We start from the raw sequence: 22,812 nt of genomic DNA on the forward strand, positions 1-22,812 counted from the left end.
GCGGGGTGAGGGGCTGTCACCGCACCAGTGGTGGCAGTTGTGCTCACCCCGGCACGATGATTGACCTTGAACCCCACCGATACTCCAACGAAACGTGCAAACACCGATGCCGCTTCATTCGACGATCGATCCCACATCTTCTGAATTTGCCCGCAACGCCGAGGTGATGCGCGGCCTGGTCGCGGAGCTCCGCGGCAAGCTCAACCAGGTGGCCGGCGGCGGCGGCGAGACCTCGCGCAAGCGGCACACCTCGCGCGGCAAGATGCTGGCGCGCGATCGCGTCGATCTCCTGGTCGACCCCGGCACCGCATTTCTCGAGCTGTCGCCGCTCGCCGCCAACGGGCTCTATGGCGGTGACGTGCATTCGGCCAGCGTGATCACCGGCGTCGGGCGCATCTCGGGCCGCGAATGCATCATCGTCGCCAACGACGCCACCATCAAGGGCGGCACCTATTACCCGATGACGGTGAAGAAGCATCTGCGCGCCCAGGACATCGCGCGGCAGAACAATCTGCCCTGCGTCTACATGGTGGATTCCGGCGGCGCCTTCCTGCCGCTGCAGGACGAGATCTTTCCCGACGAACGGCATTTCGGCCGCATCTTCTACAACCAGGCCCAGATGTCGTCGCAGGGCATCCCGCAGATCGCGATCGTGATGGGCTCCTGCACCGCGGGCGGCGCCTATGTGCCGGCGATGTCCGACGAGAGCATCATCGTGCGGAATCAAGGCACGATCTTCCTCGGCGGTCCGCCGCTGGTGAAGGCGGCGACCGGCGAGGTCGTCACCGCCGAAGAGCTCGGCGGCGCCGATGTCCACTCGCGGCAGTCGGGCGTCACTGATCACTACGCGCAGAACGACGCCCACGCGATCGGGATCGCGCGCCGCATCGTCGGCACGCTGAAGCAGCCGGTGAAGGCACAGCTCAACATGCGCCCTGCGCAGGAGCCGCTGTTTCCGGCCGAGGAGATCTATGGCGTGGTCTCCGCCGACGGCAGAAAACCGTTCGACGTGCACGACATCATCGCGCGGATCGTCGACGGCTCCGAATTCGACGAGTTCAAGAAGCTCTACGGCACCACGCTGATCTGCGGCTTCGCCCATATTTTTGGCTATCCGGTCGGCATCATCGCCAACAACGGCATCCTGTTCAGCGAGAGCTCGCTGAAGGGCGCGCATTTCATCGAGCTGTGCTGCCAGCGCGGCATTCCGCTGGTGTTCCTGCAGAACATCACCGGCTTCATGGTCGGCAAGAAGTACGAGGCCGGCGGCATCGCGCGCGACGGCGCCAAGCTGGTGACGGCGGTCGCCACCGCCGGGGTGCCGAAATTCACCGTCGTGATCGGCGGCTCCTACGGCGCCGGCAATTACGGCATGTGCGGCCGCGCCTACAGCCCGCGCTTCCTCTGGCTGTGGCCGAACGCGCGCATCTCGGTGATGGGCGGCGAGCAGGCCTCGATGGTGCTGAGCCAGGTGCGGCGCGACGGCATCGAGGCCAAGGGCGAGAGCTGGTCGGCGGAAGAGGAAGACAAGTTCCGCGAGCCGATCCGCGCGCAATACGAGAAGCAGGGCAATCCCTATTACGCCACGGCGCGGCTGTGGGATGACGGCGTGATCGATCCCGCCGATACGCGCCTCGTGCTCGGGCTCGGCCTCTCGGCGGCGGCGAATGCGCCGATCGAGCCGACGAAATTCGGCCTGTTCAGGATGTGACCCAGGATCTGATCATGGACCGCTCAAAACTCACCCGGCGTTTTCGCACGCTTCTGATCGCCAACCGCGGCGAGATCGCCTGCCGCGTCATCCGCTCGGCGCGCGCCATGGGGCTGCGCTCCGTCGCGGTTTATTCCGAGGCCGACCGCGACGCGATGCATGTCGCGCTCGCCGACGAGGCCGTGCTGCTCGGGCCTGCCCGGGCGCGCGACAGCTATCTCAACATCGAGCGCGTCATCGCCGCCGCCAAGGAGACCGGCGCCGAGGCGGTGCATCCTGGCTACGGCTTCCTGTCTGAAAATGCCGAGTTCGCGCAGGCCTGTCTTGAAGCAGGTTTGGTGTTCGTCGGTCCGACCGCCGAGATGATGACGGCGATGGGGTCGAAGTCCGGCTCGAAGGCGCTGATGGAGAAGGCCGGCGTGCCGCTGGTGCCGGGCTATCACGGCGAGGCCCAGGACGAGGCGACGCTGGCGGAAGCCGCCAACCGGATCGGCTTCCCGGTGCTGGTGAAGGCGTCCGCCGGCGGCGGCGGGCGCGGCATGCGCGTGGTCAATTCGGCGGCTGAGCTCACGGCCGCGATCACCAGCGCCAAGCGCGAGGCCAAGGCGGCGTTTGGCGACGACCGCATGCTGATCGAGAAATACGTGCAGAACCCGCGCCACATCGAGGTGCAGATCATCGGCGACAGCCACGGCAATCTGCTCTCGCTGTGGGAGCGCGAATGCACGCTGCAGCGCCGTCACCAGAAGGTGATCGAGGAGGCGCCGTCGCCGACGCTGAACGCCGCGCAACGCGAGACGGTTTGCGAGGCCGCCCGCAAGGCCGCCGGCGCGGTCAACTATATCGGCGCCGGCACCATCGAGTTCGTCTCCGACGGTAAGGACGTGTTCTTCATCGAGATGAACACCCGCCTGCAGGTCGAGCATCCCGTCACGGAGCTGATCACCGGCGTCGATCTCGTTGAATGGCAGCTCCGCGTCGCTTTCGGCGAGGCGCTGCCGCTGAAGCAGGACGAGATCAGGCTGAACGGGCATGCCATCGAGGCGCGCGTTTACGCGGAAAACCCGCAGAAGAACTTCATGCCCTCGGTCGGCCGCATCAAGACCTGGCGCACGCCACAGGAAGGCGACGGCCTGCGCATCGATGCCGGCTATCGCAGCGGCGATAACGTCTCGCCGTACTACGACGCGATGCTCGCCAAGGTGATCGCCTGGGCGCCGACGCGCGAGGGCGCGATCGACAAGCTCAATCGCGGACTGCAGGAGACCGATGTCCGCGGCATCGTCACCAATATCCCGTTCCTGTCGGCGCTGGTGACGCACAAGGATACGCGAGCCAATGCGATCGACACCGGCTTCATCGAGCGCGAGCTGAAGAACCTGACATCGAGCACGGGCACGGCCGGCGAGTTCGAGCTTTGCGCGGCGGTGGCCGCGATCGTCAACGACGAGCAGAAGGCGGCGCGACGCGAGGCCAACTCGCCCTGGCAGGCCTTCGGCTGGATGCCGGTCGGCCGCCGTCAGCGGGTGTTTTCGTTCCGGCAGGGCCATGAGCCTGCCCAGACCATCACGCTGCACTATGGCAACGGACCGTCGACGCTCTCCGTCGGCGGGCGCGAACTCGTCTTCGCCATCTCGTCAGCCGGCGATGACGGCTTCGACCTGACGCTCAACGGCCTCAAGTCGCGTATAGCCTCGGTCATCGAGGGCCACGAGCTTTACTTGCGCACCCGCAACGGCCGCTTCGACCTGCACTGGGTCGATCCGTTCGGCGGCGAGAGCGAGGAGCAGGTCGGCGAGGACAAGATCGTGGCGCCCTTGCCGGGCACGGTGGTGGCGCTGCTGGCCGAGGAGGGCGCGACACTGGAGAAGGGCGCCCCGATCCTCACCCTGGAAGTGATGAAGATGGAGCAGACCCTGCGCGCGCCCTATGCCGGGCTGCTGAAGAAGCTCAAATGCAAGGTCGGCGACATCGTCGGCGAGGGCGTCGAGCTTGCCGAAGTCGAACCTGCGGCCGCATCATGAGCGATCAGATCCAGCTCGTCGAGATGGGGCCGCGCGACGGCCTGCAGAACGAGAAGACGCCGGTCAGCGTCGAGGCGCGCATCGCCTTCGTCGAGGCGCTGGTGGCGGCCGGGCTCAATACCGTCGAGGTCGGCGCCTTCGTGTCGCCGAAGGCGATCCCGCAGATGGCGAGCTCCGACCAGGTGCTGCGCGGCGTCAGCCACATCAAGGGCGCCGAATTCCACGTGCTGGTGCCGAACGAGAAGGGCTATGACGCCGCGCGCGCGGCCGGCGCCGCGGTGGTCTCGGTGTTCGCGGCGGCCTCCGAAGGCTTCTCGCGCGCCAATATCAATTGCTCGGTCGCGGAATCGATCGAGCGTTTCAAGCCGGTGCTGGCGCGCGCCAAGGCCGACGGCGTCAAGGTGCGTGGCTATATCTCCTGCGTGCTCGGCTGTCCGTTCGACGGCGAGATCAAGCCGAAGGCGGTCGCCGACCTCGCGGTGACGCTGTGGGATCTCGGCTGCTACGAGATCTCGCTTGGCGACACCATCGGCGTCGGCACGCCGCTGAAGGCCAAACAGATGCTGCGTGCGGTCGGTTCTGAGTTGCCGGTCGGCAACCTCGGGATGCACTTCCACGACACCTACGGCCAGGCGCTGGCCAATCTCTATGCCGGCATGGAAGAGGGTGTTCGCGTCATCGATGCCGCCGCCGGGGGGCTCGGCGGCTGCCCCTACGCCCCCGGCGCCACCGGCAACGTTGCGACCGAGGACGTCGTCTACATGCTCGAGGGCATGGGCGTGAAGACCGGGATCGATATGGACAGACTGCTGGCCGCGACCAACGAGATGGCCGGCTTGCTCGGCCGTCCGCCGGTCAGCCGTGTTGCGTCCGCGCTCAACGCGAAGCGCACGCGGCTCGCCAAATCGTAAATTGTGGGATGCTTGGAGCGATTTGGGATCGTAGCCGCCTCAATCGTCGGCGGTCGCGTTCGGAGTTATGCGCTGCGAAGCGCAGATTCAAGGCTCATAGTCGCGCCTCTGGCTTGCGCAGTCTGGGCTCCCGATGCTGGACTCTCAACCCATATGCGTAGCGTGCGACAGCGCCTCGCGCTATCGCCGCCCTCCTTGAGGGCGTTTCCTCCCTAGACTTGGGCCGCTTGTTGTTTCGAGCGGCCCTTTTTCTTACGCCGCAGGAGCATTGATCGTCGCGATCACGGCCCTCATATCGGTCGCCAGCTCGCGATAGTGCCCGCCCAGCCGCTGGTATAGCTCGCGGTTGCTCCCATCCAGCGTCCTGCTAGCGATCAGCTCGCATTCGTCGGCGAGGATCTCAAATCGTTCCAGCTTTGCTTGGAGAGCAGACATGGCCGGCGTTTCCCTGACACTGTTACTGAGGGAGTTGCGACGCTACTACTCGGACTGCGTCTAACACAGCATAATTATAGGGTAGAACTAAATTCTTCCCGGCAGTGACTTTGACCGATTGATGGGAGCGACTTGTCCGCCGTAGCTCGAACAGCGAAGGCGGAAGCGCATGAGCGTTTCGAGGAATTCCGGAGGCAAATCGAAGCGCTCGGATATGAGGACGATGCGGCGGAGCCGTAATCGGATCGGTAGCGCGCAGCGAAGCCCATCGATTCAGTATCCGCGGCGCGAATGATGGGTATCGCTTCGCTCCACCCTACGAGCGAGTCCTTTCCACCGAATGGAACCCGTTTTGCGGCGCACACAGCCGGCGTCATCGGCTCGGCTCCCGATAAACCCTCCGGAAAGCGTTCATGGCTTGGTGACTCAAACGTGCTGAGGTGAGGGGGCTCGCAATTGCTCCAGGTGGATTCTCGCTATGTCCGGACAGGTGTCAGCTTCCCGCGGCCGAACGTTTCTGGCCGGAAAGATCGTCTTCAACTTCGGCCGGTCGGCCTTCGACTGCACGGTCCGCCAGCTCACGGAGACGGGCGCCACCGTGGAACTCGAAAGTGTCGTTGGCATTCCCGATCACATTCAACTGTTGCTCGTCGGCAGCAATCAGGTGAAGCCATGCAAACGGCTGTGGCAATCGGACCGCCAGCTCGGCCTGGCTTTTGAAGAGCAGCAGGCCAACGCTGCGGCGCCCACGCCTGCCGCTCCTGCGCCGGCCGCCATTCCGGAGCGGCGCAGCGGCGATATTCTGCGCGGGCACATGCTGGCGCTGCGCGCGGCGCTCGATCAGATACCCGTCGGCATCCTGCTGTTGGACGTGGAGCTGAAGGCCCAGTTCATCAACCGCGCGTTTCGGAACATGTGGCGGCTTCCGGACGAGGTGGCCGACCGCAACCCCAGCTTCACCGACCTGATGCATCACGGCTGCAAGACGATGGCCTACGAGCTGCCGGCCGCGCAACTCGAAGCCTATGTTGCCGAGCGCGTCCGCCTCGTGAACGTCGGGGACCCGAGCCCGATCGATCTCAGGCGCAGCAATGGCGACGTGGTTCGATGTCAGTGCACGCCGCTGCCCGACGGCGGCCGGATGGTGAGCTACACGCCCGTGACCGACATCGTGCGCGCGTCCGACAAGCTGAAGGTGCTGACCGGCGCGCTCGAGACTGTGGAGGACGGCGTCGTCCTGCTCGACCGCGATCTCAATGCGATCTTCCTCAATCGGCGAATGCGGGAATTCTGGGAGGTGAGCGAGGAGGAGGTCGCGCGGCATCCGGCATACATCACGCTGCTCACGCGCAGCCGCCGCGCCGCTCCGACGGGCGCGACCCCGGAGCAGATCAGGGCCTTTCCTGCGAAGCGGATTGCGGAGATCAAGGCAGGCGATCACAAGCGCGACGTGCAGACGCCGGACGGTCGCCATATCAGGATCCATTGCTCGACGATGGCAAACGGCGGTCGCATGCTGACCTTCGTCGACGTGACCGATCTCGTACGCAACGCACGGCAGCTGGAGGTGCTCGCGACCACCGATCCGCTCACCGGATTGTTCAACCGCAGGCACTTCCTGACGACGCTGGATGCGGAGTGGAGCCGGTTCCAGCGCTACTATCGTTCGGTATCCGTGCTGATGGTCGATATCGATCACTTCAAGAGCATCAATGACCGCTTCGGACATGCGGTCGGTGACGAGGCCATCAAGGCTGTTGCCGGGATATGCATTCGGGGCAAGCGCAAGTCCGACGTCGTCGGCCGCGTTGGAGGCGAGGAGTTCGCCGTCCTGCTGCCGGAGACCACATTGTCGCGCGCCCGAACCGTCGCCGAACGCATCCGCAAGAGGGCGGAAGCGCTGACGGTGGGTGCGGATGATCGGCCGGTATCACTCACGGTGAGCATCGGCGTTGCCGAGGCGCTCACAAGCATGCCGGGGATCGATGCCCTAATGAAGGCTGCCGATGCGGCGCTCTACCAGGCCAAGGAGCACGGCAGGAATCGCACGGAGTGCTGGTCACCTCCGTCGCCACCGAAGCTGGCCGCCGGGTAAATTGCAGGTGGTCGGGTCCCCGTCAGGTCCCTATAAGGACTGATAATACATGGTTGCCCGGCGGCCACGATTGTTGCGATGTTGCAACGGTGCTTGAACATTTAACCTTAAAAGCACCCGGTCCGCACTCGCGCCGCTTTTTAGCCACACCCCGACATGAAAGGATATTCACTTAGCTGAATAGCCAGCGCTCCGACGGCGGGACATTTTTTTGGGTTCCGGCGTTGATGGAGGAAAGAGCGCCGGGAACAGGGGTGCGATGGACGCCAAGACGAACATCAAGGGCAGGCTGCCCAGCCGTCACGTGACCGAAGGGCCCGAGCGCGCTCCGCACCGTTCCTATCTCTACGCGATGGGGCTGACGACAACCCAGATTCATCAACCCTTTGTCGGCGTTGCTTCATGTTGGAACGAAGCCGCTCCCTGTAACATTTCGCTGATGCGCCAGGCGCAGGCGGTGAAGAAGGGCGTGGCCTCGGCCGGCGGCACGCCGCGCGAGTTCTGCACCATCACCGTCACCGACGGGATCGCGATGGGTCATGACGGCATGCGCTCGTCGCTGCCGTCGCGCGAATGCATCGCCGATTCGGTCGAACTGACGGTCCGCGGCCACTCCTATGACGCGCTGGTCGGGCTCGCCGGCTGCGACAAGTCGCTGCCGGGCATGATGATGGCGATGGTCCGCCTCAACGTGCCGTCGATCTTCATCTATGGCGGCTCGATCCTGCCGGGCAACTTCCGCGGCCAGCCGGTCACCGTCCAGGACATGTTCGAGGCGGTTGGCAAGCACTCGGTCGGCGCCATGTCGGACGAGGACCTCGACGAGATCGAGCGGGTGGCGTGCCCGTCGGCCGGCGCCTGCGGCGCCCAGTTCACCGCCAACACCATGGCGACCGTCTCCGAGGCGATCGGCCTTGCGCTCCCGTATTCCGCCGGGGCCCCGGCGCCTTACGAGATCCGCGACTCCTTCTGCGCCGCCGCCGGCGAGAAGGTGATGGAGCTGATCGAGAAAAACATCCGGCCCCGCGACATCGTCACCCGCGAAGCCCTTGAAAATGCTGCGGCCGTGGTTGCAGCCTCAGGTGGTTCGACCAATGCTGCGCTGCACCTGCCGGCGATCGCCCATGAGTGCGGCATTAAATTCAATTTGTTCGACGTTGCCGAAATCTTCAAAAAGACTCCTTACGTCGCGGATTTGAAGCCGGGCGGCCGTTATGTTGCCAAAGACATGTTTGAAGTAGGTGGCATTCCGCTGCTGATGAAGACGCTGCTCGACAATGGCCACCTGCACGGGAATTGCCTAACCGTCACTGGCCGAACGATCGCCGAAAACCTCAAAAGCGTGAAATGGAATCCGCACCAGGATGTGGTGCGGCCCGCCGACAATCCGATCACCGTGACGGGTGGCGTTGTCGGGCTAAAGGGTAATCTCGCTCCGGAGGGTGCGATCGTGAAGGTCGCGGGAATGTCCAACCTGAGGTTTACCGGTCCGGCCCGGTGCTTCGACCGCGAGGAAGACGCCTTCGAGGCGGTGCAGAAGCGCACCTACAGGGAAGGCGAGGTGATCGTGATCCGCTATGAGGGGCCGAAGGGCGGTCCCGGCATGCGGGAGATGCTGGCGACCACGGCGGCACTGACCGGGCAGGGGATGGGCGGCAAGATTGCCCTGATCACCGATGGCCGGTTCTCCGGCGCCACCCGTGGCTTCTGCATCGGACATATTGGACCTGAAGCGGCCGTCGGCGGGCCGATCGGGTTGTTGCAAGACGGCGACATCATCGAGATCGATGCGGTCGCCGGCACCCTTAACGTAAATTTGAGCGACGCCGAACTCGCAAATCGTAAGACCAAATGGGCCCCTCGCGCGACGAACCATACATCTGGTGCGCTGTGGAAGTACGCCGAGCAAGTGGGGCCGGCGGTGGATGGCGCAGTCACCCATCCGGGTGGCGCGTACGAGAAACAGTGTTATGCGGACGTTTAGGCGTACGATATTGGCGTTTGCGTTAGGGGCCATCCCGGTGGCGGGCCCCGGATTCGGATTCGACGGCGCACCGGTCAACCCACAAGATACGGTTCTTCCTGTGGTTTCCCCGCAGCCGGGGACCGCCGGCGCGCTGAAACGGGCCGCCACTCCAGTGGCGCCTGCGGCGACCTCGCCGACCTCGTCGTTCAGCACGCTGCAGTACCAGGCCGAAGGCGGCCACCCCGTCGCGCAGTGGAAGCTCGGCAAGATGTACGCCGAGGGCGACGGCGTCATCCAGGACGACATGCGCGCCTTCGAATATTTCAGCCGGATCGCCAATGCGCATGCCGAGGATTCGCCGTCGGCACCGCAGGCCTCGATCGTGGCCAACGCCTTCGTCGCGCTCGGCCGCTACTATCTGAGCGGCATTCCCAATTCCAAGGTGAAGGCGGACACCGAGCGGGCGCGGGAGATGTTCTCCTATGCCGCGTCCTATTTCGGCAATGCCGACGCCCAATACGACCTTGCCCGGCTCTACCTGAAGACGCCGGACGCCTCGCGGGACGACTTCCGCTACGGCGCGCGCTGGCTCGGGCTTGCCGCCCAGAAGGGCCAGCATCAGGCGCAGGCGCTGCTCGGCCAGATGCTGTTCAACGGCGACCGCCTGCCGCCGCAGCGGGCCCGCGGCCTGATGTGGCTGACGCTGGCGCGCGACAGCGCGACGCCGGATGAGGCCTGGATCAAGGAAAGCTACAACCGGGCGATCGCCAAGGCCTCCGAGGACGATCGCGCGATGGCGCTGCAGATGCTCGAGCACTGGGTGCAGGGCCGCCGGGATTGATCTTCCCGCCGGCCGGCGGGGTCAGGCGATCTCGAAATCGAGATCGGCCCAGACCGGGACATGGTCGGACGGCTTCTCCCAAGCCCGCACATAGCTGTCGATGCCGACGTCGATCAGCCGGTCGCTCGCTTGTGCCGACATCAACAGGTGGTCGATGCGCAGGCCCCAGTTCTTTTGCCAGGCGCCGGCCTGGTAGTCCCAGAAAGTGTACTGGCCCGGCTCGTCATTGACCGCCCGCAGCGCGTCGGTCAGGCCGAGGCCGAGCAGCGACTGGAAGGCCTCGCGGGTCTGAGGCCGAAACAGGGCGTCATCGGCCCAGGCGGCGGGATTGTAGACGTCGCGCGCGGCCGGGATGACGTTGAAATCGCCGGCCAGGATCAACGGCTCCTCGGCCTTCAGCCGTTCCCGCGTGTACTCAAGAAGCCGCGACATCCACTTGAGCTTGTACGGATATTTGTCGGTATTGGCGGGGTTGCCATTGGGCAGATAAAGGCACGCGACCCGGATCACGCCCTGCTTCAGCGTGACGACGCCCTCGAGGAAGCGGGCATGGGCGTCCTCGTCGTCACCGGCGAGGCCCGATTTGGTTTCGTCGAACGGCAGCTTCGACAGCAGCGCGACGCCGTTGAAGGTCTTCTGGCCGTGGGTGACGACATTGTACCCGAGCGCCTCGACTTCGAGGCGGGGAAACGCGTCATCGACGCATTTGATCTCCTGCAGACAGACGATGTCGGGGGAACACTCCTTCAGCCAGCTGACCAGAAGTTCGATCCGTTGCCGGACCGAGTTGACGTTCCACGTAGCGATGCGAACTGCCATCGGACTTCCTTCATTGTGGGGGCACGTGACCGAGCGCCGCCCCGCTTAGACCAAGCGCTTCCGCATCTCGATGTGCGGGATGCCGGCCTCCTCGAATTCCGCGCCGATCCGCTCGAAGCCGACGCGTGCGTAGAACGGCTCCGCGTGCGTCTGCGCGTTGAGGATCAGTTCCGGATAGCCGAGTTCGGCCGCCTTGGCCATCAGCGCGTCCAGCACGCGGGCGCCTACGCCTGTGCCGCGCGCCGCTTTGAGCACGGCCATGCGGCCGATATGACCGTCCGGCAGCAGCCGGCCCGTGGCCAAGGGCGCACCGTCGTCGGCGAACGCCAGCGCATGCCAGCTCGATGCGTCCATGTCGTCCCATTCCAGTTCTACCGGCACCCGCTGTTCCTCGACGAAGACGCTGTAGCGGATGGCACGGGAGCGTTCGCGAGCTTCTTCCCAGGGGCAGACAAGGACGGAGGTGGACATAAGGTCGCGATTCGAAAGCTCAATGAAGCAGAACGGATGCGGCCCGGTTACTCAAAACGTCCGGCGATGCGCATGCAAATGACCGGATTGAAGCCGCACTATTTCACTTAGGTGGCATACCATGGGCGGTCCGCCTGTGCTAACCCTCTCAGGAAACAAGGCGCAACAATTGCCGATGGGGGAGTGACGACGCGCACCGGCCTTCAAGGGAAGCCGGCGGCGCACGTGCAAAACTTATGAAAAAACGCAATTTGGTTCTGACTGTCGCTGTTCTCGGCATTGCGGCCGGGGCGGCTTACATGACCCGCACTTCATGGATGGGTGGCGGCGCCGCCACCGCGCAAGGGACGGCGCGGCCGCGCGTGGTGTCCGTGGATCTCGCTAAGGCGGAACGCAAATCGGTTCCGGTCGATGTCGATGCCATTGGACAGGTCACGCCGATCTCCAGCGTGGCGCTGAAGTCGCGGCTGGAGACCACCATCGTCTCGGTGCATTTCGAGGACGGCGCCAGGGTCAATGAAGGCGACCTGTTGTTCACCCTCGACGCGCGGCAGATCGACGCGCAGATCGAACAGGCCGAGGGCGTCCTGGCCCGCGACCAGGCCCAGCTCGAGGGCGCGCAGCGCGACCTCCGCCGCTACACCGAACTGGTCGGCAAGGGTGCGACCACCCAGGTCAACCTCGACAACGCCAAGACCCAGTCCGACGTCCTGATCGGCACCATCAAGGCCGACCGCTTCGCGCTGGAGAACCTCCGCGTCCAGAAGAGCTACACCGTCATCCGCGCACCATTCGCGGGACGGATCAGCGCCGCCAACGTCAAGGTCGGCAACTTCGTCCGCCCCGCCGACACCCAGCCGCTCGCGGTCATCAACCAGATGGCACCGGTCTACGTCACCTTCGCGATTCCGCAGCGGGCGCTGGTCGATCTGCGCGACGCCATGGGGAAGGGCGATTCAAAGGTGATCGCGACCATTCCCGGCCACCAGCGCTCCGAGCGCGGCAAGGTCGCGATGGTGGAGAACGCCGTCGACGCGACCACCGGCATGGTGACCGTGCGCGGCATCATGAACAACGAGAGCGAGACGCTCTGGCCCGGCACCATCGTGCAGACCAAGCTGATCATCCGCAGCGAAGACGCGGTCGTGGTGCCGACGGTCGCGGTGCAGCGCAGCCAGAACGGCAATTTCGTCTTCGTCGTCAAGGACGGCGTTGCCAAGGTCCGGCCGGTCAAGGTCGATCGCACCTTCCAGGGCTCATCGGTGATCTCAGACGGATTGGCGGGCGATGAAAGCGTCGTCGTTGACGGCCAGCTGCTGCTCTCGGAGGGATCGCGGGTTGAACTGCGGGCGCGCAAGGCCGGAGCCTGACCGATGACGCTCTCCGAGCTTTGCATCCGCCGCCCGGTCATGACGACGCTGATCACGGCGTCGATCATCGCATTCGGCGTGTTCGGCTTCCGCCTGCTGCCGGTCTCGGCGCTGCCCAAGGTGGACTTCCCGACCATCGCGGTGACCGCGACCCTGCCCGGCGCCAGCGCCGACACCATGGCGGCCTCGGTCGCCGGCATCATCGAGCGCCAGCTCTCGACCATTGCCGGCATCTCCTCGATGTCCTCGAACTCCTCGCAGGGCACGAGCGTCATCACCATCCAGTTCGACCTCAACCGCAACATCGATGCCGCCGCGCTCGACGTGCAGACCGCGTTGACGATCGCGCAGCGCCGGCTGCCGATCGAGATGACGATCCCGCCGAGCTTCCGGAAGGTGAACCCGGCGGACTTCCCGGTGCTGTTCGTCTCGCTCGGCTCGGCGACGCTGCCGTTGTCGAGCGTCAACGAATACGGCGACATCACGATCGGGCAGGCACTGTCGCAGCTGCCGGGCGTCGCCCAGGTCTTGATCTACGGCGCGCAGAAATTCGCCATCCGCGTTCAGGCCGATCCGGAGGCCGCCGCCGCGCGCGGCGTCTCGATGGAGGATATCCGCGCCGCGGTGTCGCGCGCCAATTCGTCGACGCCGGTCGGTACCTTGAATGGCCCCAAGCAGGACGTCGCGCTGCAGGCCTCCGGCCAGATGGACAAGGCGGCCGACTACCGCCAGATCTATGTCGCCTGGCGCAACGGCTCGCCGGTCCGACTCGACGAGATCGCCAAGGTCTATGACAGCGTCGAGAACGACAAGATCGCGACCTGGATGAACGACGAGCGGGCGATCGTGCTCGCGATCCAGAAGCAGCCCGACGCCAACACCGTGGCGGTGGTCGACGCCGTGCTGGCCAAGCTGCCGGCGCTGCGCGCCGCGATCCCGCCCTCGGTGACCATGCAGGTCATGATGGACCGCTCGGTCTCGATCCGCCAGGCGGTCAGCGACGTCGAGGAGACCTTGCTGATCGCGATCGGCCTCGTGATCCTCGTGATCTTCCTGTTCCTGCGCTCGGCCTCTGCCACCTTCATCCCGGCGCTCGCGGTGCCGATCTCGCTGTTCGGCACGTGCGCGGCGATGTACGCGCTGGATTACTCCATCAACAACATGACGCTGCTGGCGCTGACGCTCTCGGTCGGCTTCGTGGTCGACGACGCCATCGTCATGCTGGAGAACATCGTCCGCCACATCGAGCACGGCATGAAGCCGTTCGAGGCGGCGCTGAAGGGTGCCCGCGAGATCGGTTTCACGATCATCTCGATCACCTTCTCGCTGATCGCCGTGTTCATCCCGGTGCTGCTGATGGGCGGCATCGTCGGCCGCGTATTCCGCGAATTCGCGGTGACGATCTCGGTTGCGATCATCGTCTCCGGCTTCGTGTCGCTGACCCTGACGCCGATGCTGTGCGCCCGTGTGCTGCGCGCGCATGACGCGACCAAGCGGCCGAACGTCGTGCTGCGGGCGTTCGAGGCGATGTTCGAGGCCTGGCTGCGGGCCTATGAATGGGCGCTGGATTGGGTGCTGGCCAAGAAGGCCCTGATGCTGGTGGTGACGCTGGCTACGCTGGGCGGCACCATCTACCTCTACATGATCGTGCCGAAGGGCTTCTTCCCGCAGGAGGACACCGGCTTTCTGATCGGCGTGACGGAGGCTGCGACCGACACCTCGTTCGAGGCGATGAAGGTGCGCCAGCAGGCGCTGGTCGAGGTGCTGCGGACCGATCCGGCGATAGAGTACATCAACTCTACGGTCGGCTCCGGCGGTCCCAATCCGACGGCGAATTACGGCCGTCTGTTCATCGCGCTGAAGCCGCAGAAGATGCGTGACAACGCCACCGTGGTGATCGGCCGTCTGCGGCAGAAGGCGCGCGAGATCCCGGGCATGCAGGCGTTCTTCCAGAGCATCCAGAACCTCAGCATCGGCGGGCGCATCTCCAAGAGCCAGTATCAGTATGTGATGCAGAGCGGCGATACCGAGGCGCTGTACCGGCTGGCGCCCGAGATGCGCGACAAGATCGAGAAGATTCCGGGCTTGCTCGACGTTACCACCGACCTGTACATCAAGAACCCGCAGATGACGGTCGACATCGACCGCGAGAAGGCGGCGGTCTACGGCGTCACCGTCGATCAGGTCCGCAACCAGCTCTACAACGCCTATGGCGCGCGGCAGGTCGGCACCATCTACATGCCGTCGAACGACTACCAGATCATCCTCGAGGTGCAGCCGCAGTTCCGCGTCGATCCGTCCGACCTCTCGAAGCTCTACATGAAGACCGCGAACAACCAGACCATTCCGCTGGATGCGGTGGCGAGGCTGGTGCCGACGGTCGGGCCGTTGCAGATCAACCACCAGGGCCAGCAGCCGGCGGTGACGATCTCGTTCAACCTCGCGCCGGGCACCTCACTCGGCTACGCGGTCGACAAGATCACCGAACTCGAGCAGACCGCGAACCTGCCGCCGACGATTGTGACCGGCTTCTCCGGCACCGCGCAGGTGTTCCAGGATTCGCTGCGCGGGCAGGGCGTGCTGATCCTCGCCGCGGTGTTCGCAGCCTTCGTGATCCTCGGCATTCTCTATGAGAGCTTCATCCACCCGATCACCATCATCTCCGGCCTGCCGTCGGCCGGTATCGGCGCGATCCTGACGCTGATGATGTTCGGGATGGAGCTGTCTGTGATTGCGATGATCGGCATCGTGATGCTGGTCGGCATCGTCAAGAAGAATGCGATCATGATGGTCGACTTCGCGCTGGAGCGTCGCCGCGTCGGCCTCAGCGCCGAGCACGCGATCCGCGAGGCGGCACTGCTGCGCTTCCGTCCGATCATGATGACGACGTTCGCGGCGATCTTCGGCACGCTGCCGATCGCGCTCGGCGCGGGTGCCGGCGCCGAACTGCGTCAACCGCTCGGCGTCGCCGTGGTCGGCGGCCTCTGCGTGTCGCAGCTGCTGACGCTGTTCATCACGCCGGTGATCTACATCTATCTCGACCGCATCGACCGCAGGCTGCGCCGCAAGCTCGACCCGCAAGCCGAGGCGGGCGGCGACGTCGAGCGACCGCAGGTGGTCGCGGCGGAATAGCCGAGCATTCGGCGCGAGCCGGAAACCGGCGCGCCGGGAGAAACCGCCCGGGATCGCGAAGCGTTAGATCGAGAAGCTGGTGCCGCAGCCGCAGGAGGCGGTGGCGTTCGGATTGACGACGCGGAACGAGGCGCCGATCAGGTCGTCGACGAAGTCGACCTCCGAGCCCGCGAGGAACGGGACCGAGGCGGGATCGATCAGCACCACCGCGCTGTCGCGTTCGATCACGAGGTCGTCATCGGCCTGGGTGCGCTCGACGTCGAACTTGTACTGGAAACCGGAGCAGCCGCCGCCCTCGACCGAAATGCGCAGCTTGGCGCCTTCGCCTTCCTTGCTGAGGATCTGCCCGATCCGGCGGGCGGCCCGTTCGCTGACGGTGATGGCAGCAGTCATGTCGGTCTCCGAAACCCTATTTGAGCATGATCCGATCCGGATCAGGCCCGGCGTCATCCCCAATTCATTTGGTCGGCCGCCTCAGTCATAGTTAAGTGCGTCGGACCATGGAATCAAATGGATAAGGACTAAAATACAGTGTCGGTCGGAATGGCTGCCCCCCGCGCGCCTTATGCCTGCGACCCCGATCGCAGCCGCGGCCGGCTGGTCGCGGAGCCGCCGAGCCGGACCCGGAGCCCGTTCCGGCGCGACTGCGACCGGGTGATTCATTCCACCGCGTTCCGCCGCCTCAAGCACAAGACGCAGGTCTTCGTCTTCCACGAAGGCGATCACTACCGCACGCGGCTGACCCATTCGCTGGAGGTCGCGCAGATCGCCCGGGCGCTGGCCCGCCAGCTCGGGGTCGACGAGGACCTGACCGAGACGCTGGCGCTGGCGCATGACCTCGGCCATCCGCCGTTCGGCCATGCCGGGGAGCGGGCGCTCGACGAATGCCTCAGGGATGACGGCGGCTTTGACCATAATGCGCAGGCGCTGCGGGTCGTCACCTCGCTGGAGCATCGCTACCCCGAATTCGGCGGGCTGAACCTGACCTGGGAATCGCTCGAAGGGATCGTCAAACACAACGGTCCGTTGACCGAACGCGGTGGCGCACCGGCCGGCCGCTACCTAGGGAGTGGAATCCCGATCGGAATTGCCGACTACAACAAGGGCCACGACCTCGAGCTCTGGAGCTATGCCTCGCTCGAGGCGCAGATCGCGGCCTTCGCCGACGACATCGCCTATGACGCGCACGACATCGATGACGGCCTGCGTGCCGGTCTTTTCGCGGTCGACGACCTCAAGGAGATGCCGCTGACCGCCGACATCATCGCCGAGATCGACCGCCACTATCCCGGGCTCGACGAGGTCCGGCGCGGCGCCGAACTGGTGCGTGAGCTGATCTCACACTTCATCAGCGCGGTCTTCAACGAGGCGAGTCGGCGCCTCGCGGCCGCGCAGCCGCAATCGGCCCACGACGTGCGCCACCACAATGCCCCGCTGATTGCGTTTCCGTCCGAGGTGGCGGAGCAGGAGGCGGCGATCAAGGCGTTCCTGTTCCGGCGGATGTATCGCCACAAGCGGGTGATGCTGGTGATGGGGGAGGCGGAGGAGGTGGTCCGCAATCTGTTCGAGCGCTACCAGCAATCGCCTGAAGACCTGCCGGCGGAATGGATCGAGGGCAGCGTGCAGGAGACCGGAAGCGCTCGGAACAGGCGGATCGGCAATTTCATTGCCGGGATGACCGACCGTTTCGCCCTGATCGAGCACCAAAGGCTTTTTGACTCGACCCCGGATTTGCGTTAGCGCCCTGCCATGGCCGACACTACTGCTTCACCACACCTTTTTGCCGACATGCTGACGCGCGTGCACGCGATCTGTGCCGCTGTCGCAGCCGAGGACAATTGGCCCGCCGGCATCGATCTGTCCCGCGTTGTGGTGGAGCCGCCGCGCGACGCCAGCCATGGCGACATGGCGACCAATGCCGCGATGGTGCTCGCCAAGGATGCCAAGGCCAAGCCGCGCGAGCTCGCCGACAAGATCGCCGAGCGGCTGCGCGCCGATGCGCTGGTGGCCTCGGTCGATGTCGCCGGGCCCGGCTTCATCAACCTGACCTTGAAGCCGCAGGTCTGGGCGGACGCGCTGCGTGCCGTGCTGGCCGCCGGCTCGGCTTACGGGCGCAGCGACATCGGCAAGGCCGAGAAGGTCAATGTCGAATATGTCTCGGCCAACCCGACCGGACCGATGCATGTCGGCCATTGCCGCGGCGCCGTGTTCGGCGACGCGCTGTGCAGCCTGCTGCAATTCGCGGGCTTCGACGTCTGCCGCGAATACTACATCAACGACGCCGGCGCTCAGGTCGATGTGCTCGCGCGCTCGGCGTTCCTGCGCTACCGCGAGGCGCTGGGCCAGGACATCGGCGCGATCCCGGAAGGGCTCTATCCCGGCGATTACCTCGTGCCGGTCGGCGAGGCACTCGCCAAGGAATATGGCAAGAAGCTGCTCGACATGAGCGAAGCCGCGTGGCTGCCGATCGTGCGCGACAAGGCGATCGATATGATGATGGAGATGATCAAGGGCGATCTCGCCGCGCTCAATATCCATCACGACGTGTTCTTCTCCGAGCGCTCGCTTATCACGTCAGGAAACAACAAGGTCGCCGAGACCATCGATTTCCTGCGCGCCAAGGGCGACATCTACGAGGGCCGCCTGCCGCCCCCGAAGGGCAAGCCGGTCGAGGACTACGAGGACCGCGAGCAGTCGCTGTTCCGCGCCACCGCCTATGGCGACGACGTCGATCGTCCGCTGATCAAGTCGGACGGCTCCTACACCTACTTCGCATCCGACATCGCCAACCACCGCTACAAATTCGAGCGTGGCTTCACCAATCTGATCGACGTGTTCGGCGCCGATCATGGTGGCTACATCAAGCGCATGCAGGCCGCCGTGAAGGCGGTGACCGCGGGCAAGGCTGTGCTCGACGTCAAGATCGTGCAGCTCGTGAAGCTGTTGCGCGACGGCGAGCCGGTGAAGATGTCGAAGCGGTCCGGCGAATTCGTCACGCTGCGCGAGGTGGTCGACGAGGTCGGCTCCGACGCTGTCCGATTCATGATGTTGTTCCGCAAGAACGACGCGGTGCTCGATTTCGACCTCGCCAAGGTGATCGAGCAGTCAAAGGACAACGCGGTCTTCTACGTCCAGTACGGCCACGCCCGCGGCCATTCGATCTTCCGCAACGCGCGGGAGGAAGCGGTTCCCGATCTGCCCGAGACCGATGAGGCCCGGCTGGCCTATCTCCGTAATGTTACGGTCGAGCGGCTGACCGACCCGGCCGAGCTCGAGCTGCTCAAGCGACTTGCGCTTTATCCGCGGATAATCGAGGCTGCCGCGGTGGCACATGAGCCGCACCGAATCGCTTTTTATCTCTATGATTTGGCCAGTGAATTTCATGCGCTTTGGACCAAGGGGCGCGATTTGCCCTATTTACGCTTCATTATCAATAATGATGCAGAGATCACGAGGGCGCGACTGGCAATGGTTCAGGGCGTCGTCTCGGTTCTGGCATCGGGCTTAGCTGTTCTAGGCGTCCACGCTCCGACCGAGATGCGGTAGGCAGGGGCATTAGGCCCTCACGAGTGGGGATTTGTGAGGGCATCTGGCAGGGGCCAACTCGTTCGGACCGGCTGTGCCGGCGATCTTGGCGCTGTCCCGAAGGGGATGCATGATCACAATGGCTGATCGATATCAGGACCGACATTTTCCCGCCGACACGGCTTCCAAGGCCGACAGCGATCCGCTTGCCGAACTGGCACGGCTGATCGGCCAGACGGATCCCTTCGGCAGCGCGAACAAGCCGCCGCCGCGACCGCTGCAGTCGCGCGCCAACGCGCGGCCGCAACAATACGAGCCGCAGGCCGCGGACGAGGATGCGCCGGCCGCGGGCCCGCCGCCCTGGATGCAGCGCGCGCGGCAGGAGGCTGTCGCTCCGCCTCCCGTGCAGAACATCGAAGACGAAGAGCCCGAGCAGGACTACCAGCCGAAGCCGGTGCATCCGTTGCATCGCTACGCGGCTCAGCAGGCGCAGCCCGCGCCCGCGCCGGTGGCGCAGTATCGGCCGCTCGAGGCCCCTCGGCAGCCGGAGGCATTTGACGAGGAGCCGCACTATCAGAGTGGCGGTCAGAGTCAGGATCCGTCGCGCTATGACGACGCGCTCTACGGCCAGCTGGAAGCCGGCGAGCAGGACCTGCAGCGCGATCCCGCCTATCCGGACGATCCCTATGCCTATGAGGAGGCCTACGAGGAAGAACCCGAGCCCCGCCGGCGGCGCAGCGGCCTGATAACGGTCGCCGCGGTGCTGGCGCTCGGCGTGTTCGGTGTCGGTGGCGCGTATGCCTACCGGACCTACGTCGGTTCGCCCCGCAGCGGTGAGCCGCCGATCATCAAGGCTGACAACACGCCGACCAAGGTGATCCCGGCCCAGGCCGACGCGCCGGCCAAGACGCCGGACCGCATGGCGACGGGCGACGGCACCGAGAAGATCGTGTCGCGCGAAGAGACGCCGGTCGACGTCAATTCGAAGACCGCCGGACCGCGCGTCGTGTTTCCGCCGCTGAACGCCAATGCGAATCCACCGCCGCCCGCCAGCGTGCAGACGGCACAGCCGGCGCCGGCGCCGATCACCGCGAACGGCACGTTGCCGAACAACGAGCCGCGCAAGGTCCGCACGCTCTCGGTCAAGGGCGATACGCCCGATGGCACGCAGGCCACCGCAACCGTGCCGGCGAAACCTCCGGCGGCGGCGAAGTCTCCGGTGTCGCGCGGCAACCCGGCTGCGGCCAACGCCAGCGTCAACTCGCCAATGTCGCTTGTTCCCGGCCAGGCTGAGGCGGCTCCGGCCGCACCTCCGACCCGGGTGGCCTCGACCTCGGCGGCTCCGGTCGGGGGCGGCGGATATCTGGTCCAGGTCTCCTCGCAGAAGAACGAGGCAGACGCCCAGGCGTCGTACCGGACGCTGCAGGGCAAGTATCGCAACGTGCTCGGTTCGCAGCCCTTGGTGGTGAAGCGCGTCGATCTCGGAGAGAAAGGCGTCTACTACCGCGCCTTCGCGGGCCCGTTCGCGTCCTCGGAAGAGGCGAGCCAAGTGTGCAAGAGCCTGATGTCGGCGGGTGGACCGCAGTGCCTCATCCAAAGAAATTAAAGGCCGTTTCCTTGACCCGTGAGCTGCATACGGCCTAATCGGCCGAATGACGAACCGCGCATTCATCACGGGCATATCCGGGCTGATCCTCAACGACGCCGAACGCGAATTCATTCGCGCCGAGCGGCCATGGGGCTTCATCCTGTTCAAGCGCAACATCGAGAGTCCTGCCCAAGTGGCGGCTCTTGTTGGGGAACTCCGGTCCGCAGTCGGCGTCGCCGATGCCCCGGTCCTGATCGACCAGGAAGGCGGGCGGGTGCAGCGGCTCGGCCCGCCGCATTGGCCGGCCTATCCGCCGGGCGCGAGCTTTGGGGCGCTCTACGACATCGATCCGAAGCTCGGGCTTGCGGCAGCCCGGCTCAGTTCACGGCTGATTGCGGCCGATCTGACCGATCTCGGAATCACCGTCGATTGCCTGCCCTTGGCCGATGTTCCCGTGGCCGGGGCGGACGCGGTGATCGGCAACCGGGCCTATGGAACTGAACCCGGCAAGGTCGCGGCAATCGCCCGCGCGGTCACGGACGGGCTGGAACAGGGCGGGGTACTGCCGGTTCTCAAGCATATTCCCGGCCATGGCCGGGCCACGGCGGACAGCCATTTCCGGCTTCCGACCGTTGATACCGCCAGGGCCGAGCTGGAACGGACCGATTTTGCCGCGTTCCAGCCGCTTGCGGATCTGCCGATGGCCATGACTGCACATGTTGTGTTTAGCGCGCTCGACCCCGTCCATCCGGCGACGACTTCTGCGACAATCATCGAACAGGTGATTCGCGGCCTGATCGGGTTCCAGGGTTTGTTGATGAGTGATGACGTGTCGATGAATGCGCTGGCCGGATCGATTGCCGAGCGGACCCGCGCCATCGTCACCGCCGGTTGCGACATGGTTCTGCACTGCAACGGCAATATTGACGAGATGCGCGAGGTCGCACGCGAAACGCCGGAACTGACCGGCAAGGCGCTTGAGCGCGCCAAGGCGACGCTCGCCGCGCGCAAGCCGCCTGAGCCGCTCGACCGGCAGGCGGCACGAGCTGAACTGGATGCGTTGTTGGATCGGGTAGGGACGGCATGACCGCTGAAATTCTTTCGTTTGATACCGGGCGGCCGGCCGACCTCGCCGAGGGCGAACCGGCGCTGGTGGTCGACGTCGAGGGCTATGAGGGCCCGCTCGACCTGCTGTTGACGCTGGCGCGGCAGCAGAAGGTCGACCTGTCGAAGATCTCGATCCTTGCGCTTGCCGACCAGTATCTTTCGTTCATCGAGGCTGCCCGCAAGATTCGCCTCGAGCTTGCGGCCGACTATCTGGTGATGGCGGCGTGGCTGGCGTTCCTGAAGTCGCGGCTCCTGCTGCCCGAGCCGCCGAGCGCGGAGGGGCCGAGCGCCGAGGAAATGGCGACCGCGCTCGCCAACCGGTTGCGCCGGCTGGAGGCGATCCGCGAGGCGGCGAACCGGCTGATGAACCGGCCCCAGTTCCAGCGCGATATCTTTCCGCGCGGCAATCCGGAATCGATCGCCGAGATCAAGCATCCGAAGTTCACCGCGACCCTGTACGACCTGCTGTCGGCCTACGCCACGCAGCGCCAGTCGCGCGTGCTGACGACGGTTCATCTGCAAAAGCGTACCGTATGGTCGCTGGCCGAAGCGCGTGCGTCGCTGGAGCGGCTGGTCGGCATCGCCGAGGACTGGAGCTGCCTCGACGAGTATCTGATGAATTACGTCGCCGATCCCACCCAGAAGGCGACGGTGTTCGCATCGAGCTTCGCTGCCGCCCTCGAGCTGGTTCGCGAGGGCGAGATGGAGATCAACCAGAAGCAGGCGTTCGCGCCGATCTATTTCCGAAAGCGTCAAGCGCAGGCCGCAATGGCAGCGCCGGACCTGTCGGTTGAGTAAGTGGAAGAAGGAGAGCAAG

Annotated in this window: 17 protein-coding genes; 13 read left to right on the forward strand and 4 right to left on the reverse strand. The window is 65.2% G+C overall.

The annotated features are described in order from the left end of the window. The first annotated feature begins 106 nt into the window (after positions 1 to 106). From ACZBJS_RS25155 to ACZBJS_RS25165, 3 genes are read left to right on the forward strand one after another with little or no spacing between them, the layout of a single operon-like run. The gene (locus tag ACZBJS_RS25155) at positions 107 to 1,711 is read left to right on the forward strand and encodes a carboxyl transferase domain-containing protein (protein WP_057018551.1); all 1,605 of its coding nucleotides are present in this window, start codon (positions 107 to 109) and stop codon (positions 1,709 to 1,711) included. Between the two features lie 14 nt (positions 1,712 to 1,725). Then, entirely contained in the window at positions 1,726 to 3,735 is a 2,010-nt protein-coding gene (locus ACZBJS_RS25160) for an acetyl/propionyl/methylcrotonyl-CoA carboxylase subunit alpha (protein ID WP_168858637.1), read from the forward strand. Then, positions 3,732 to 4,646, forward strand: coding sequence for a hydroxymethylglutaryl-CoA lyase (locus tag ACZBJS_RS25165; RefSeq protein ID WP_316398366.1), 915 nt, complete (start codon positions 3,732 to 3,734; stop codon positions 4,644 to 4,646). The genes ACZBJS_RS25160 and ACZBJS_RS25165 overlap by 4 nt, the downstream gene beginning before the upstream one ends. A gap of 252 nt (positions 4,647 to 4,898) precedes the next feature. On the opposite strand, the gene ACZBJS_RS25170 is transcribed toward ACZBJS_RS25165, so the two are convergent. Then, positions 4,899 to 5,081, reverse strand: a complete 183-nt coding sequence (locus ACZBJS_RS25170; protein WP_016846867.1) for a hypothetical protein — start codon at positions 5,079 to 5,081, stop codon at positions 4,899 to 4,901. Between the two features lie 478 nt (positions 5,082 to 5,559). Between ACZBJS_RS25170 and ACZBJS_RS25175 the strand changes: the two genes are divergently transcribed. From ACZBJS_RS25175 to ACZBJS_RS25185, 3 genes are all read left to right on the forward strand, one after another. Next, a complete protein-coding gene (locus ACZBJS_RS25175) occupies positions 5,560 to 7,176 on the forward strand; it encodes a sensor domain-containing diguanylate cyclase (protein WP_463439404.1) in 1,617 nt (538 codons plus the stop codon). A gap of 259 nt (positions 7,177 to 7,435) precedes the next feature. Continuing rightward, positions 7,436 to 9,160: a dihydroxy-acid dehydratase gene (ilvD, locus tag ACZBJS_RS25180; protein WP_057018548.1), complete on the forward strand. Its 1,725-nt coding sequence runs from the start codon at positions 7,436 to 7,438 to the stop codon at positions 9,158 to 9,160. Continuing rightward, positions 9,147 to 9,983: a tetratricopeptide repeat protein gene (locus tag ACZBJS_RS25185; protein WP_026192730.1), complete on the forward strand. Its 837-nt coding sequence runs from the start codon at positions 9,147 to 9,149 to the stop codon at positions 9,981 to 9,983. The genes ilvD and ACZBJS_RS25185 overlap by 14 nt, the downstream gene beginning before the upstream one ends. 21 nt (positions 9,984 to 10,004) lie before the next feature. Here the strand turns inward: ACZBJS_RS25185 and xth are convergent, their stop codons facing one another. Both xth and ACZBJS_RS25195 read right to left on the reverse strand, forming a co-directional pair. Then, the gene (xth, locus tag ACZBJS_RS25190; RefSeq protein ID WP_316398364.1) at positions 10,005 to 10,802 is read right to left on the reverse strand and encodes an exodeoxyribonuclease III; all 798 of its coding nucleotides are present in this window, start codon (positions 10,800 to 10,802) and stop codon (positions 10,005 to 10,007) included. A gap of 45 nt (positions 10,803 to 10,847) precedes the next feature. Next, positions 10,848 to 11,273 carry a GNAT family N-acetyltransferase gene (locus tag ACZBJS_RS25195; protein ID WP_057018546.1) on the reverse strand — a complete coding sequence of 142 codons (426 nt, stop codon included), beginning with the start codon at positions 11,271 to 11,273 and terminating at the stop codon, positions 10,848 to 10,850. A gap of 236 nt (positions 11,274 to 11,509) precedes the next feature. Between ACZBJS_RS25195 and ACZBJS_RS25200 the strand changes: the two genes are divergently transcribed. Beyond that, complete coding sequence (locus ACZBJS_RS25200; RefSeq protein ID WP_057018545.1) at positions 11,510 to 12,643, forward strand: efflux RND transporter periplasmic adaptor subunit; 1,134 nt, start codon at positions 11,510 to 11,512, stop codon at positions 12,641 to 12,643. 3 nt (positions 12,644 to 12,646) lie between these two features. Next, positions 12,647 to 15,775 (forward strand): efflux RND transporter permease subunit, encoded by a 3,129-nt coding sequence (locus tag ACZBJS_RS25205; RefSeq protein WP_057018544.1) that lies wholly within the window; start codon positions 12,647 to 12,649, stop codon positions 15,773 to 15,775. A gap of 63 nt (positions 15,776 to 15,838) precedes the next feature. On the opposite strand, the gene erpA is transcribed toward ACZBJS_RS25205, so the two are convergent. Beyond that, a complete protein-coding gene (gene erpA / locus ACZBJS_RS25210; protein ID WP_016846874.1) occupies positions 15,839 to 16,168 on the reverse strand; it encodes an iron-sulfur cluster insertion protein ErpA in 330 nt (109 codons plus the stop codon). A gap of 138 nt (positions 16,169 to 16,306) precedes the next feature. Here erpA and ACZBJS_RS25215 point away from each other — a divergent pair, with 138 nt between their 5' ends. From ACZBJS_RS25215 to ACZBJS_RS25235, 5 genes are all read left to right on the forward strand, one after another. Then, entirely contained in the window at positions 16,307 to 17,515 is a 1,209-nt protein-coding gene (locus ACZBJS_RS25215; RefSeq protein ID WP_229192063.1) for a deoxyguanosinetriphosphate triphosphohydrolase, read from the forward strand. Positions 17,516 to 17,524: 9 nt separating this feature from the next. Further along, a complete protein-coding gene (gene argS / locus ACZBJS_RS25220) occupies positions 17,525 to 19,321 on the forward strand; it encodes an arginine--tRNA ligase (RefSeq protein WP_316398363.1) in 1,797 nt (598 codons plus the stop codon). Between the two features lie 118 nt (positions 19,322 to 19,439). After that, positions 19,440 to 20,906: an SPOR domain-containing protein gene (locus ACZBJS_RS25225; RefSeq protein WP_316398362.1), complete on the forward strand. Its 1,467-nt coding sequence runs from the start codon at positions 19,440 to 19,442 to the stop codon at positions 20,904 to 20,906. A gap of 46 nt (positions 20,907 to 20,952) precedes the next feature. After that, positions 20,953 to 21,975: a beta-N-acetylhexosaminidase gene (nagZ, locus tag ACZBJS_RS25230; RefSeq protein ID WP_456784903.1), complete on the forward strand. Its 1,023-nt coding sequence runs from the start codon at positions 20,953 to 20,955 to the stop codon at positions 21,973 to 21,975. Then, complete coding sequence (locus ACZBJS_RS25235) at positions 21,972 to 22,793, forward strand: segregation and condensation protein A (RefSeq protein WP_050420355.1); 822 nt, start codon at positions 21,972 to 21,974, stop codon at positions 22,791 to 22,793. Before nagZ ends, ACZBJS_RS25235 begins: the two co-directional genes overlap by 4 nt. Positions 22,794 to 22,812 lie beyond the last annotated feature (19 nt).

It is taken from the genome of Bradyrhizobium sp. KZN70725 (assembly GCF_055264925.1).

Coding starts and splice junctions, on each gene's coding strand:
- ACZBJS_RS25160 (WP_168858637.1), top strand. CDS start 1,726: ATGGACCGCTCAAAACTCACCCGGCGTTTTCGCACGCTTCTGATCGCC.
- ACZBJS_RS25155 (WP_057018551.1), top strand. CDS start 107: ATGCCGCTTCATTCGACGATCGATCCCACATCTTCTGAATTTGCCCGC.
- ACZBJS_RS25170 (WP_016846867.1), bottom strand. CDS start 5,081: ATGTCTGCTCTCCAAGCAAAGCTGGAACGATTTGAGATCCTCGCCGAC.
- ACZBJS_RS25175 (WP_463439404.1), top strand. CDS start 5,560: ATGTCCGGACAGGTGTCAGCTTCCCGCGGCCGAACGTTTCTGGCCGGA.
- ACZBJS_RS25235 (WP_050420355.1), top strand. CDS start 21,972: ATGACCGCTGAAATTCTTTCGTTTGATACCGGGCGGCCGGCCGACCTC.
- ACZBJS_RS25225 (WP_316398362.1), top strand. CDS start 19,440: ATGGCTGATCGATATCAGGACCGACATTTTCCCGCCGACACGGCTTCC.
- erpA (WP_016846874.1), bottom strand. CDS start 16,168: ATGACTGCTGCCATCACCGTCAGCGAACGGGCCGCCCGCCGGATCGGG.
- ACZBJS_RS25200 (WP_057018545.1), top strand. CDS start 11,510: ATGAAAAAACGCAATTTGGTTCTGACTGTCGCTGTTCTCGGCATTGCG.
- ACZBJS_RS25165 (WP_316398366.1), top strand. CDS start 3,732: ATGAGCGATCAGATCCAGCTCGTCGAGATGGGGCCGCGCGACGGCCTG.
- ilvD (WP_057018548.1), top strand. CDS start 7,436: ATGGACGCCAAGACGAACATCAAGGGCAGGCTGCCCAGCCGTCACGTG.
- ACZBJS_RS25205 (WP_057018544.1), top strand. CDS start 12,647: ATGACGCTCTCCGAGCTTTGCATCCGCCGCCCGGTCATGACGACGCTG.
- ACZBJS_RS25185 (WP_026192730.1), top strand. CDS start 9,147: ATGCGGACGTTTAGGCGTACGATATTGGCGTTTGCGTTAGGGGCCATC.
- nagZ (WP_456784903.1), top strand. CDS start 20,953: ATGACGAACCGCGCATTCATCACGGGCATATCCGGGCTGATCCTCAAC.
- argS (WP_316398363.1), top strand. CDS start 17,525: ATGGCCGACACTACTGCTTCACCACACCTTTTTGCCGACATGCTGACG.
- ACZBJS_RS25195 (WP_057018546.1), bottom strand. CDS start 11,273: ATGTCCACCTCCGTCCTTGTCTGCCCCTGGGAAGAAGCTCGCGAACGC.
- xth (WP_316398364.1), bottom strand. CDS start 10,802: ATGGCAGTTCGCATCGCTACGTGGAACGTCAACTCGGTCCGGCAACGG.